This is a genomic window from Micromonospora sp. NPDC047134 (genome assembly GCF_040643455.1).
Taxonomy (GTDB): domain Bacteria; phylum Actinomycetota; class Actinomycetes; order Mycobacteriales; family Micromonosporaceae; genus Micromonospora.
Map to the genome: position 1 here is coordinate 72,389 of NZ_JBEYUI010000005.1, position 12,514 is coordinate 84,902.

Genomic DNA, 12,514 nt, shown 5'->3' on the forward strand with positions numbered 1-12,514 from the left:
ACGGCACGGCTCCAGCTCGACGGTAAGCCGGAACTGCCGGTGCACGACGACATCCTCTCCTGAGAACTATGCCGAGCAATTGCTTCGGACGTATTGCCGTCACTAGCAGCCCCAGCAAACCAGCCGTAATTGGTCTGTGGTATAGGATTCAACCTTCCACCACGGTTCTTACTGAGGCACGACTTAGGCAGGCGCCTTCCGCAGGGCGATGGCTCGTAGGAAGATGTCCCCGATCTTAGTCGGGTCCGCGGCGATGAAGGCACCCCCACCGGCGCTCTGCGCGATGGTGTCCAGCTCCGCCTTGCTGACCTCCGTGCCGATGCCGATGATGATCACCTGGATCGGCTGGTCCGGGTCCTTGATCCGCTTCAGCTCGGCGAGCAGTTGCCGCTGCGAGACGCCGTCGGCGTCCTCGTTCTTGCCGTCGGTGAAGAGGACGATCGAGTTGACCTTGCCCGGTTCCCAGTTCTGCTGCACGTTCTGGTACGCGGCCAGCAGGGTGTCGTACAGGCCGGTGTCGCCGCTGGAGGAGGTGATCGTGTCCAGGCTGCGCTCCAGGGAGCTGCGCTGCCGGGACAGCGGGCCGGTCGGCACGACCTCCCGGTAGTCACGCGCCCCGTCCAGGTTGGTGGAGAAGACCCACAGACCGATCGACCAGGAATCGTCGAACAGGTTCAGGCCCCGCCGGGCGGCTTCTGCGGTGACCTGCTGGCGGGTGGCGCCGTTGGCGGTCGGCACGGCCTTCTTCATCGAGCCGGAGACGTCGATGATGCAGAGCATCCGGCCGGAGAGGGTGGCGATGGACCAACTGGAGACGGCCCGCTCCACCGCGTCCGGGGCCAGGCCACCGGCGGCGATGCCGCCCTGGGGAGGCGGCGCGGCGGAGGAGTCACCGCTGGCCGGGCTGGGTGCGCCCTGCGGGGGCTGGAAGCCACTGCCCCAGTTGCCGTCCGGCCCACGCAGCCCCTGGGCGGCCAGCCGGTCCTTGAACGAGGGGGTGGTCAGCACCTCGAACAGCACCCGCGCGGCGGAGGCCTTGGCCGGTTCGATGCCCGGCAGCACCGCGTACGGGTAATCCAGCGGCAGCGGCGACGGCTTCAGGTACAGCGCCGCCAGCGGCACCGGCGGCTTCTTGGCGTTGTACCGGATGACGTTCTCTTCGGACAGTGCCGCCGCCCCGAGGGCACTGGCCAGGGTGGTGGCGTCCGGGGCGGTGGGGAACTTGGCCAGCAGGTCCTGGCGCAGGGCCGAGGCACCGGAGGCCAGCGCCCGCAGGGCGCCGATGCGGTCCTGCTCGGCGGTCGCACCCCCGGCGGAGGAGGCCGCCGTCATCAGCGACAGCAGTCCGGACAGGCCGGCGGCGTCGCGGGTCGGCTCGACGATGCCGGTCTTCAACGGCCGGTCGCTGTTGACCCGGGTCAGCAGCTCGGTCCAGCCGATTTCCTCCTGCGGCCAGCCCAACCGCTCGGCGGTCGGTTCCGGCATGGCGACCACCACCGGGCTGCTGGCGACGGAGGCACCGTTGCCCGGTGCGAAGGCGGCCGCGCCGCCGGTCTGCAGCCGCAGCAACCAGGTGGAGGAGTCCGGGATCCAGACGTCCGGGCTGACCGCCGTGCCGCTGGCCTGACCGACCCCGGCCAGGGTGGCCCCGTGCTTGGCCGCCACCACCGCGGCGACCTCTACCGCGTCGGCCGCCGCCACGGTCACGTCGATGCAGGTCCCGTCGACCGCGGCGCCGTTCTGCTCCCACTCGGTGGCCGCCGCGTCGACAGCGGGTGCGAGTTCGGTCGAGACCGCCACGGACAGTTCGATCTTGCCAGCGCAGTCCGGGCCGGCAAGCTGCCGATAGCCCACCCACCCACCGGCGGTGACGACGAGCACGCCGACCGCGGCTGCGGCGGCGGCGCCGTGGAAACCTGAACGCATGCGATGGCGGCCTGCTGACACGCTGACCATCTTCCGGACCTGACCATGGGACTGCCATGGCCGTTCGGACGAAAGTTACAGAGGAGAAACAGTTTACCGTGATTTAGTAACTCTGAGTGATGACCCAACGGCACAATGTGGATTCATCAATGTCCAACACCCACGATCAGGGCAGAACGCAAGTAGGGCTGGGAATCGTCAGCGGCTCCCCGACCGCCACCGGCACCCCGCTCTCCCGGTCGATCCGGAAGGTACGCACCATGTCCGCCCGCTCGTCGGCGACATACAGATGGTCCCCGACCATCGCGAAATGCCGGGGCCACTCGCCGCCGGTAGCCACCTCCTCGACCAGTTTCGGCAGCCCAGACCCCAGCGCGAAGACGGCGATGGTGCCTACCCCCCGGTTGGCCAGGTAGAGGAAGCGCCCCTCGGCGTCCACCGCGATCTCCGACGGTTGGACGTGCCCGGCCCGTTCGCTGGCCTCGACCCGCCCCGACTGGTGCCACCCGCCCTCCTCGGTCAGCTCGTAGGCCAGCACCGAGCCGTCCAGCTCCCCGCAGACGTAGCAACGCCGGCCGTCGGGATGCCGGGCCAGGTGCCGGGGGCCGGCCCCGGCGGGGGTACGCACCCGGGGTGCCCGGGGGACCAGCCGCCCGGAGGCCGGGTCGAGGTCGTACCGGTAGATGGAGTCCGTGCCGAGATCCACCGCGAGGATCGGTCGGCCCTCGGCCCCGGGGGCGACCATGTGCGCGTGCGGCCCCTCCTGGCGCTCGGGGTTCGGGCCGTGGCCGGTGTGCTGCACCAGGTCACTACGGTCGCCCGGCACCCCCTCGGGGTCCAGCGGGAAGACCGTCACGCTCCCGCCGCCGTAGTTGGCCACGAGCAGGTTCCGACCCTCCGGCGCCACCGCCAGGTGGCAGGGATCGGCTCCGCCGGTGGCCCACGAGCCGATCGCGGTCAGGTCCCCCTCGGGCCCCACCCGCCAGGCGCTGATCGTGCCCTCGGGCAGCTCGTTGACCGCGTACAGCACGGGCCGGGTGGGATGGCGGGTGAGAAACGACGGCGAGGCGGTGACCGCGACCGTGCCCAGGGAGGTCAGCTCGCCGGTTTCCGGGTCACGCGAGGCGGCGACGATCCCGGTGCCCCGCCCGCCGCTGTGCGCCGTGTACCCGCCGATGTGAACGATCTCGCCTCGACCTGCCACCAGGTGCCACCTCTCCGCCGAACTGCCTAGGTCCCATCAGAACCCTTCCCCCCGACACCGGCGGTTAGACCTGCCGCCGCCGGCCTTCGCCGGGTCAGGCCGCCGGCACCGGTTCGCCCCGCTGCCGGGCCACGTGCTCGACCAGGGAGATCAGCACAGCCTTGCCGGACTGCCGGTCCCGGGCGTCGCAGAGCACCATCGGCACCTCCGGGTCCAGGTCCAGGGCTCGGCGTACGGCCTCCAGGCTGAACCGCTGCGAGCCGTCGAAGCAGTTGACCCCGACGACGAACGGCACCCCCCGCTGCTCGAAGTAGTCGATCGAGGGGAAGCAGTCGGCCAGTCGCCGGGTGTCGGCGAGCACCACCGCCCCCAACGCCCCGAAGGCCAACTCGTCCCAGAGGAACCGGAAGCGGTCCTGCCCCGGGGTACCGAACAGGTACAGCTGGAGGTCCTCGTTGATGGTGATCCGCCCGAAGTCCATCGCCACCGTGGTCGTCGACTTGCCCTCCACCCCGGAGATGTCGTCGGTGTCGATGCCGGCCCCGGTCAGGATCTCCTCGGTCTGCAGCGGCCGCACCTCACTCAGCGCGCTGACCAGGGTCGTCTTGCCGGCGCCGAAGCCACCGGCGATGAGGATCTTCAACGCCAGGGGGACCCGGGGGTCCCGATAATCGGCGTCATAGCGCACGGAGTCCATCCACCACCGCCTTGAGGATGTTGTTGTCGGGCAGGTACGTGGCGCGCGGCGGCTGTTGCACGGCGACCAGTCCCCGGGACAGCAGATCACCGAGCAGTACCCGGACCACACCCACCGCCAGGTCAAGGTCGGCGGCGAGTTCCACCACCGGGGTGCCCCGGCCCGCCAGGGCCACCAACAGCCGGTGCTCGGGATGCAGTTCCGGGAACGCCCCCAGATCCGGGTTCGGCTTCGCCAACACGTACGCGACCAGGTCGAATCCGTCCGCGCAGGAGCGCACCCGGCCACCGGTCAGGGTGTACGGCCGGACCACCGGCCCGGCATCCCCGTCAAGCCACTCGTGCCGGTGCCCGGACAACTCAGTCCGCATCGGCGGCACCCATCGACGCCCGCACCGGTGCCTGGAGGTTCTCCCCCACCCTGGTCACCAGCATGGCCATCTCGTACGCCACCAGGCCGATGTCCGCGTCCGTGTCGCTGGCCACCGCCAGGCAGGCGCCCTGTCCGGCGGCGGTCACGAACAGGTACGCCGACTCCATCTCCACCACCGTCTGCCGCACCGGCCCACCGCCCAACTGTCGGCTGGCACCCCGCGCCAGGCTGGCCAGCCCGGAGGCCAGGGCACACAGATGTTCGGCGTCGGCACGGTCCAGTTCGGCGGAGGAGCCGAGCAGCAGCCCATCCGCCGAGAGCACCACTGCCCGCCGCGCGGCGGGCAGTCGCTCCACCAGATCGTCGAGCAACCAGTCGAGATTGGCACTCTGCCTCGTCGATTGCATCAGGCGTCCCTCTCAGTAACGGTCGGGGATTGCACGGTGACCGGTCCGCCGGTCGACGGTCCAGCCTCCTCGGTGGTCGATTCCCGGCGGGTGGCGGCGATCTGGTCCGATCGGGGCTGGGCGCCCCCTCCCGCCTCCCCGGCGGCCGGGGCCGGTCGCCCCTCGGCCGTACCGGCGGCGGCCTGCCGGCCCCGAGCGGTGCCGGACTGCAAGGCGGACATGAACCGCCGCGCCTCCTGCGGGCTGCGCGGCGTCGGCTCGCCCACCCGGGCGGTGCTGCCGTGGGGTGCCGTCACCGACGGCCGCCGGTCGGCCGGTCGCTGGGCCAGCGCGGGCAGTTGCACGGTGGGTGAGTTCACCCCGGCGGAGGCCTGGTCCGTGCCGGGCGGGGGTGCGGCCGTGGTTGCGGAGACCTCCTCGGCCGTGGCCTTCGTCGGCTCGGCGCCGGGGCCGGTCGTGGCTCCGGCCGGCGGACGTCGCCGGATCCGCCGGGGCAGCCCGTCGGACTCGGCCGGCCCCACGGTCGAGGCCTGGCGCGGCCCGCCCCGGCTCTCCGCGGCCGGCGAGCGGGAGTCCTCCGAGGTCGCAGCCGTTCGGCTGCGGGGTCGGGGCACGGTGGTCAGTCGGCTGGCCCGCGCCAGCCGGCGCTGCTCCATGGCGCCCTCGTCGCCGCTGTTCGCGGCGTCCAGGGCGGGCAGCGGCGAGGGCTCGGTGGTGATCAGGTCGGCGGGGATCAACACCACTGCGGTCATCCCGGCGCCCTCCGACCGGCGCAGCCGCACCCGGATGCCGTGCCGACCGGCCAGCCGGGCCACCACGAACAGGCCGAGGCGGGCGGTCTCGGCCGGGTCGAACTCCGGCGCCCGGGCCAGCTTGCGGTTGGCCTCCTCGATGGCCGCCGCGGTCATGCCCAGGCCCTGGTCGGAGACGGACAGGGCGTACCCGTGTGAAACGTGTTCACCGGAGACCGTCACCCGCGACTGCGGCGGGGAGAAGGTGGTCGCGTTCTCGATCAGCTCGGCGAGCAGGTGGATGATGTCCCCGACCACCCGCCCCGCCGTACCGGCGGACTGCAAGGAGGTGATCTCGACCCGGTCGTACGACTCGACCTCGGAGATCGCCCCCCGGATCAGGTCCACCATGGCCACCGGCTCACGCCAGCCGCGCCCCGGGATGGCCCCGGCCAGGATGACCAGATCCTCCGCGTGCCGGCGTAGCCGGGTGGCCAGGTGGTCGACCCGGAACAGTTCGGCCAGATGGTCCGGATCCTCCGCGTCGCGTTCCAGCCGGTCCAGCAGGGCGATCTGCCGGTGCACCAGGCCCTGGCTGCGGCGGGCGATGTTCAGGAAGACCTCGTTGAGCCCACGGCGCAGGGTGACCTCGACCTGGGCGGCCCGGATGGCGGCCTTCTGCACCTCCGTGAAGGCCTGGGCCACCTGCCCGATCTCGTCGGTGCCCTCGTCGACCACCGGTGCCTCCCGGTCGACATCGACCTGTTCACCCCGGCGCAGTCGGTCCACCACCTCCGGCAGGCCCTTCTCCGCGGTCTCCGTCAGCCGCCCGCGCATCAGGGTCAGCCGCCGGGCCAGTGACCGGCCTACCCGCACGGCCACCACCAGGGACACCACCACGGCGATCAGGCCCAGCACCCCGGCGCCGGCCAGCCGGGCCAGGATGCTCACCGCCATCGGCACCGACCGGTCGGCCAGCCCGTCGGCCTGGGTCAGCTCGAAGTCCCGCAGCGACTGCTGCACGGTGTCGTAGCCGGACTGCCAGGCCCGCGCGTCGACCGTGATCCGGCCCGTCGGACCGGCGGCGATCAGCTCGTCCTGCATCGCGCGCAGCCGACCGAACCCCTCCTGCTCCGCCAGCCGCTGGTAGGCGGCCTGTTCCGGGCCGGGCAGGTCGGCGACCGCCGACTGGATGAGAAACCACTGGTTACCGATGCTCTGCACGAGCATGGTGTGCTCGCCCTTGGCGAAGCCCCCGGCGGCCAAAGCCCCGGCCAGCAGGGCATCGGTCTGCCCGAGCAGCTCCCGGGAGCGGCCCAGGTCCGTCAGGGCCCGCGCCTCCCGGTTGAGATTCTGGTCGGGCAGGTTCGCCAACGCCTCGAAGGTGTGGAAGGCGGCCGAGACCAGGTCGCTGTAGAGGCCTACCGCGCCGATCCGGTCCAACTCCCGGCGGTCGATCGCCGCCCGTCCCGCCGGCAGCCCCGCCAACCTGTCGAGCAACCGGTCCAGTCGGGCTTCGAGCAACTCACCGGCGGCCTCTCGGAACTTCTCTCCGGCCACCCGGCGGCGCAGTTGCTCCACCGCGACGTCGGTACGGTCCCGCTGCTCGCCCAGGGCCGGCACCACGCACCCGGCCGACTGCTTGGCGCAGTCCGCCCGGGAGGATGCCAGGTGCACCACGGACAGCCGCCGCTCGCGCTGCAACTCGGCCACCACGGTCTCGCCGGGCCGCCCCAGGTCGTAGAGCAGGGTCCGGGCGGACAACAGGTCGAGGGCCGGTCCGAAGGTGAGGGTGGTGGCGAAGATCCACAAGGCCAGCAGGGCGGTCACCGGCACGACGACCAGGGCGGTCAGCTTGGAGCGGATCGGCCAGTCGCGGGTGTTCAATCGGACCTCGCCCGGAAGGGTGGCTGGAGGGGCTCCGGCACGGCCGGGCAGCACCTTTGCCGGATGCACCCCAGTTGTCCCCCGGGGCGCCGGCTCGGGCGCCTTGGGCAGGATACGTAATCCGCGCTCGCCGCACTACCGTCCGTCGAGACGACCGGTACGTTGACGAACGTTCGGTTGACCCCCATTGCGCCCGAATCCGTGCGAACCGGTCTTCCGTGCAGGCCCGCGCCGACGGCACCGGGACCGGCAATGGGCAACCTGGGCGAGGAAAGTGCTCCGGAACGGGATTGGCGATCAGTGGACGGAGGGAATACCTGCAGGCGAAGGAGGAGCCATGTCGCCCACGCAGATAGTCGTCACCGTCCTCGTCATCCTGGTCGTCGCCGCCGTCGTCGCGGCCCTGGTGGTGGCCAGCCGCCGCCGCGCCCTCCGGCAGCGCTTCGGCCCCGAGTACGACCATGTCATCGCCGAACAGGACAGTCGTAGCGCCGCCGAGCGGGAGTTGCGCGAGCGCGAGCGCCGGCACGCCGAACTCGAGCTGGTCCCCCTGGACCCGGCCGCCCGGGCCCGGTACGCCGAGGCCTGGGAGGAGCTTCAGGTCCGTTTCGTCGACTCCCCCGCCGAGACCGTCGGACAGGCCGACGAACTGGTCACCCGGCTGATCGCCGAACGGGGCTACCCCACGGGTGACTTCTCCGACCAGATCGCGCACCTGTCCGTCGAGCACGCCCGCACCCTGAGCCACTACCGGGACGCCCACGAGATCCACCTGCGCAACAGCCGGGGCGAGGCCGGCACGGAGGACCTCCGCCAGGCCCTCGTCCACTACCGCGCCCTCTTCGCCGACCTGCTCGGTGAGGAACTGGCCTCTAGGACGCCGGAACAGCGCCAGCCTGACGCCGCCCACGACGCCACCAACCGCTGAGGAGACCACCATGCGGCAGCAAGAACAGCAGCTGAACAACGACCACCCCGAGACCGTACGGTCGGCTCCGGTGCCGGTCCCCGACGACCAGGCGACGGACGATTTCGACCGCAGGGACGACATCGACGGCACGAACGAGTTCGACGGTACGGACGAGCGTTCCGTCCGCGCGGAGTCCGAAACCGACCGGAACCGACCGTGGGACGGCCGACCGGGCGACGACGAGCAGGCCGAGTTCCACGAGCCGGGCCCGGTGCCGTCGGCCTTCGGCGCGACCACGGTCGGCGGGGCGGTGGCCGCCTCCGCGCTGGCCAGCCCGCTTCCGCAGGACCAGCCCGACCCGCGCGCGGAGCGCACCGCCCGACCGGGCGACGGTGCCGCCGACGGTACGGGCGAGGGGCTGCGGGCCGACCCCACGGCCGAGTTCGACGGACGGCACGACGAGGTGGACCCCGCCGAGGTGCGGGAGGCCGAGGACGTCAACCGCGACGCGGGCAGCCACCGCGCCGACGACGAGGACTCGGACCGGTCCACCCTGCCCGGGACCGACACCAAGGCGGCGGCGGCCGGCGGGGCCGGTTACGGCAGCGCCACCTCGGCGATGGTCGACCCGGACACCCAGACCACCGAGACCGCCGGGTCGAACGGTGCCACCGCCGCCGTACCGGCGGGGGCGGCGACCCTGTTCGACGACAGTACGGCCCAGGGATTCCGGGACCGCTGGCGCGATGTCCAGCTGCGTTTCGTCGACGACCCCCGGGGGGCCGCCGGTGAGGCCCAGACCCTGGTCGACGAGGCCATGCAGGCGCTGTCGGCCGCGTTGACCCAGCACAAGGAGAAGCTCGGCAGCTGGCAGGAGGCCGGTGCCACCGACACCGAGCAGCTGCGGGTCGCCGTGCGCGAGTACCGCGACTTCCTGGACCGGGTCCTCGGTCGCTGAGACCACCGCCGACGGCGGGTGTCCTGTGGGGGCACCCGCCGTCGGCATGTCCGCTGACCTGGCGGGTATTCCGGCAGGGGCCAGGTGATTCGGCTGCGGACAGGGAGGTGGCGACGATGACCGATCGTGGGCGGAAACGACCGCTTGAGGAGAGCCCCGAGGTGGCCGCAGCGGTCGATGACGACTCCGGGGTGCCCCAGCTGATGACCGGGGGCGGCCCCGACGCGGACACCCCGACCTTCACCGAACCGGGCGGGCGGGACGACCCGTCCGACGAGCTCATCGGTGATCCGTACGCCGCCGGTACCGGGGCCACCGGCACCGGCACCGGGGCCGCCGAGGACAACATCCGCACGGGGGCGGAACAACCCTGGGATCCGGAGGATCTGGTGGCGGCCCGGGGGCAGGAACCCACCCCGAAGAACATCGAGCGGGCACGGCGGGAGCTGGCCGAGAACGGTCGGGCGGCGGTCGAGAAGACCGTGCCCTGACCTCACCCCTTGGCGGGGATTCCTCGCTGGAACAGGGGTGGGCCCCTGGTCCGACCGGTGCGGTCGGACCAGGGGCCCGGGTAACCTGCCGCCGCAGTGCCTCACCTACCGCTGGCGGCGGGTGTGCCTGACCGTCAGGACAACGGCGGGTAGGCGTTCGCCATCAGCTCGGCGAACTGCGCCGGGAACCAGGCGCCCGCGATCGGGGCGTCCGGCAGGGCGCCGCTACGGCTGTTGCCGTTGCGGTCGTTACCGGTGTAGGTCGGGTCGCACATCCGGTCGAAGCCCTTGCCGTCGTTGTTGGGGATCTCGCGGCTGGAGCCGTCCGACTCACCCGGGGGCTTCATCCAGACGTACGCGTCGATACCGGTCGCCGGCGCGGCCTTCGGCCGCTCGCCCATACCCGCACCAGCCTGGTTGCACCAGTTGCCCTTGTGGAAGCGGCGGTCGACCCGGCCACCGTCGATGAAGGCGTCCACGCTGGTCGTCGGACCCGCGGCGGTGGGCCGGTTCGGGCCGCCCCAGCCGTTACGGGAGGTGTCGATCAGCATGCCGATGTCGCTGGGGAAGCCCTGCCGGACCAGTTCCTGCCGGAAGGCCTGAGCGAAGCTCTGCTCGTCGTTGTAGAAGTTCCAGTCGATCCACTTGGCCTGCCGGACCGTCTGCCCGTTGATCTGGGTATCGATCTTCGCGTACGGCTCGATCAGCGCGGAGTAGTTCGCGGTGTTGGTGATGAAGCCGTGCACGTGGTTGACGGTGCTGCCGGAGGCGGTCGCGGCCTGCTTCAGGACCTGGGCGCTCGGGACGAAGTTGCTGTCCCAGCCGAGCCAGCCGTGGTGCCCGGCGTCGACGTAGTTGTAGACGTTCGGGATCGCGCCCAGGGTGGCCAGGGCGTAGCCGACACCGTTGACGTAGGCGCCGTTGGCCTTCACCGTGTCGCACATGACCGTGCCACCCGGGTTGTTCGAGGTGTTGGTCACCAGGTTCGGCAGCGAGTCGACCTCGATGACGTTGATGATCCGGATGTTGCTGTACTTCGTGTCGCGCATGATCGCCGCGATCGGGTCGATGTACTCGGCCTTGTACTTGGGCAGCTCGTTCGGCCCCAGCTCACCGTTGGAGGCGAGCGCCGCGCAGTCGCGGCCGGGGAGGTTGTAGATCACGAACTGGATGTAGTCCGCACCCTGCCGCAGGGCCTCGTCCAGGTGGTCCCGGATGCCCATCGGGCCGTTGGACTGGCTGTCCTCGGTGCCCTCGATCGCCGCGATCCGGTCGATCCAGACGGCGGTCGAGAGGTTCGACACCCGGTTACCACCGGTAACCGACTCGGCCTTGGCCTTCCACTCCGGGTTCACGTAGCCCTTGGCGTTCAGGTACGGGTTGTCCACGCGGGTGCCGGGGGGCGGCGGGCTGGTGGGCGGCGGGCTCGTGGGCGGAGGGCTCGTGGGCGGAGGGCTGGTCGGCGGAGGGCTGGTCGGCGGGGGGCTGGTGGGCGGCGGGCTCGTGGGCGGCGGGCTCGTGGGCGGCGGGCTCGTGGGCGGAGGGTTGCCGCCGTTGCAGGTCACGCCGTTGATGGTGAACGAGGTCGGACGCGGGTTGCTACCGCTCCACGCACCGTTGAAGCCGATGCTGGCGGTGCCGCCGGTGGAAAGGTTCCCGTTGTAGGACTCGTTCTGGGCGGTCACGTTGCGGCCCGACTGGGTCCACCGGGCCGACCAGCCGTTCTGCACCCGCTGGTTGCCGTCGGGGAAGGTGAAGCCGAGGGTCCACCCGTTGATCGGGTCGCCGATGTTCCTGATCGTGATGTTGGCGGTGAATCCGCCCGGCCAGTCGTTGGTCGTGTAGGCCACGTCGCATTGCGTCGCCGCGTACGCAGCCGAGACCGGCAACGTCACCAAACCGCCCGCGACCAGCGCGCTCGCGCCGGCCAGCGCGACCGCCCGGCGAGGGCCGGACAGTTTTCTCCACACGTTCATGCCACTGATCTCCTTGGGCGAGACCGGATCCGCTGTACGGCCCGGCACGTGGCCCCAGGGCGTCCTACGCGGGACAGCCGCCGGTGCCAACGGGATTCTTGTTGAGCGCCCGACCCGGACGGGCGTGGTGGTGGTGCGACGATCGGGGGCTGACCCGGTCGTTTCAGTGGGTGGTCGTCCGGTCTGACCGGTGCCCTCGACTCCCTGCTGCGCGGTGTGGCTCCGCTAACCGCGTGGAGCGATTCTTGCATGGGAGCGCTTCCATGGCAATGGCTCGATACTTTCGGAAGTCTAGCGGACAAACCGCCCAAGCCCCTTACCGGCGCGAACACCCTCTCAATGGCGACGCCAGGCCAACCTGGGGACAAGCCGGCACGGCGGGATCGATCCCTGCCACCGGACGCACCTATCGGACTAATGCGAAAACACGAATCTTTCCCTGCATAAGTCATGAACCGGTCTAACGTCGGTTCTGGCGCGGTTGCAACCGGCCGCAGGACAAATCAGGGATGGAGTGACACAGGTCATGGCTAAGAAAATGCTCGGGAAGGTCGTGGCAGGCGCTGCGCTAGGCGGTGCCTCCCTGCTGGTGTTCGCGCCGGGAGTCGCGTTCGCCGACGGTCCGCCACATGAGCCCGAGGGCAAGGTCTTCGCGAAGCCGCACGCCGGCAAGCCCGGTGAAGAGATCAAGCTGGTGGAGATCTGCGAGAAGCAGCAGGAGAAGCCCTTCGTCTGGTCCAAGGTCACCGGCAAGGTCGAGCTTAAGCCGGCCCGCGACGGCGGCAAGTGGGACCGAGGCGACTCGAACGGCAAGGACTGGAAGCCTGGCGAGGACAAGGGCGACTGGAAGCCCGGCGAAGACAAGGGCGACTGGAAGCCCGGCGAAGACAAGGGCGACTGGAAGCCCGGCGAAGACAAGGGCGACTGGAAGCCCGGCGAAGACAAGGGCGACTGG

The 12,514-nt window shown here is 71.1% G+C and carries 10 protein-coding genes and 1 pseudogene; 4 read left to right on the forward strand and 7 right to left on the reverse strand.

The features are described 5' to 3' along the window. Positions 1-183: 183 nt before the first annotated feature. From ABZ795_RS09230 to ABZ795_RS09255, 6 genes are all read right to left on the reverse strand, one after another. The gene (locus ABZ795_RS09230) at positions 184-1,947 is read right to left on the reverse strand and encodes a substrate-binding domain-containing protein (protein WP_327024374.1); all 1,764 of its coding nucleotides are present in this window, start codon (positions 1,945-1,947) and stop codon (positions 184-186) included. 145 nt (positions 1,948-2,092) lie between these two features. Next, on the reverse strand, positions 2,093-3,130 hold the full coding sequence (locus tag ABZ795_RS09235; protein ID WP_357529915.1) for a lactonase family protein: 1,038 nt from the start codon (positions 3,128-3,130) through the stop codon (positions 2,093-2,095). A 94-nt stretch (positions 3,131-3,224) separates the two neighbouring features. Next, positions 3,225-3,827 (reverse strand): ATP/GTP-binding protein, encoded by a 603-nt coding sequence (locus tag ABZ795_RS09240; RefSeq protein WP_327024372.1) that lies wholly within the window; start codon positions 3,825-3,827, stop codon positions 3,225-3,227. Next, entirely contained in the window at positions 3,808-4,197 is a 390-nt protein-coding gene (locus ABZ795_RS09245; RefSeq protein ID WP_327024371.1) for a DUF742 domain-containing protein, read from the reverse strand. The genes ABZ795_RS09240 and ABZ795_RS09245 overlap by 20 nt, the downstream gene beginning before the upstream one ends. Further along, the gene (locus ABZ795_RS09250) at positions 4,187-4,606 is read right to left on the reverse strand and encodes a roadblock/LC7 domain-containing protein (RefSeq protein WP_327024370.1); all 420 of its coding nucleotides are present in this window, start codon (positions 4,604-4,606) and stop codon (positions 4,187-4,189) included. The genes ABZ795_RS09245 and ABZ795_RS09250 overlap by 11 nt, the downstream gene beginning before the upstream one ends. After that, positions 4,606-7,224, reverse strand: a complete 2,619-nt coding sequence (locus ABZ795_RS09255) for a nitrate- and nitrite sensing domain-containing protein (protein ID WP_357529916.1) — start codon at positions 7,222-7,224, stop codon at positions 4,606-4,608. The genes ABZ795_RS09250 and ABZ795_RS09255 overlap by 1 nt, the downstream gene beginning before the upstream one ends. A gap of 337 nt (positions 7,225-7,561) precedes the next feature. Between ABZ795_RS09255 and ABZ795_RS09260 the strand changes: the two genes are divergently transcribed. The 3 genes from ABZ795_RS09260 (at position 7,562) to ABZ795_RS09270 (ending at position 9,583) form a co-directional block, all read left to right on the forward strand. Next, on the forward strand, positions 7,562-8,152 hold the full coding sequence (locus tag ABZ795_RS09260) for a hypothetical protein (protein WP_327024368.1): 591 nt from the start codon (positions 7,562-7,564) through the stop codon (positions 8,150-8,152). A gap of 10 nt (positions 8,153-8,162) precedes the next feature. Beyond that, complete coding sequence (locus ABZ795_RS09265; protein WP_357529917.1) at positions 8,163-9,092, forward strand: hypothetical protein; 930 nt, start codon at positions 8,163-8,165, stop codon at positions 9,090-9,092. A 116-nt stretch (positions 9,093-9,208) separates the two neighbouring features. Next, entirely contained in the window at positions 9,209-9,583 is a 375-nt protein-coding gene (locus ABZ795_RS09270; protein WP_357529918.1) for a hypothetical protein, read from the forward strand. Positions 9,584-9,717: 134 nt separating this feature from the next. Here ABZ795_RS09270 and ABZ795_RS09275 read toward each other — a convergent pair whose 3' ends face one another. Continuing rightward, positions 9,718-11,559, reverse strand: a complete 1,842-nt coding sequence (locus ABZ795_RS09275) for a glycoside hydrolase family 6 protein (protein ID WP_357529919.1) — start codon at positions 11,557-11,559, stop codon at positions 9,718-9,720. 526 nt (positions 11,560-12,085) lie between these two features. On the opposite strand from ABZ795_RS09275, the pseudogene ABZ795_RS09280 reads away from it, so the two are divergent. Continuing rightward, positions 12,086-12,514, forward strand: a pseudogene (locus tag ABZ795_RS09280) (hypothetical protein); the annotation flags it as partial.

What these genes read in the sequence shown, in the direction of transcription:
- ABZ795_RS09270 (WP_357529918.1), top strand. Translation starts at nt 9,209, where the DNA reads ATGACCGATCGTGGGCGGAAACGACCGCTTGAGGAGAGCCCCGAGGTG.
- ABZ795_RS09250 (WP_327024370.1), bottom strand. Translation starts at nt 4,606, where the DNA reads ATGCAATCGACGAGGCAGAGTGCCAATCTCGACTGGTTGCTCGACGAT.
- ABZ795_RS09260 (WP_327024368.1), top strand. Translation starts at nt 7,562, where the DNA reads ATGTCGCCCACGCAGATAGTCGTCACCGTCCTCGTCATCCTGGTCGTC.
- ABZ795_RS09265 (WP_357529917.1), top strand. Translation starts at nt 8,163, where the DNA reads ATGCGGCAGCAAGAACAGCAGCTGAACAACGACCACCCCGAGACCGTA.
- ABZ795_RS09275 (WP_357529919.1), bottom strand. Translation starts at nt 11,559, where the DNA reads ATGAACGTGTGGAGAAAACTGTCCGGCCCTCGCCGGGCGGTCGCGCTG.
- ABZ795_RS09240 (WP_327024372.1), bottom strand. Translation starts at nt 3,827, where the DNA reads ATGGACTCCGTGCGCTATGACGCCGATTATCGGGACCCCCGGGTCCCC.
- ABZ795_RS09245 (WP_327024371.1), bottom strand. Translation starts at nt 4,197, where the DNA reads ATGCGGACTGAGTTGTCCGGGCACCGGCACGAGTGGCTTGACGGGGAT.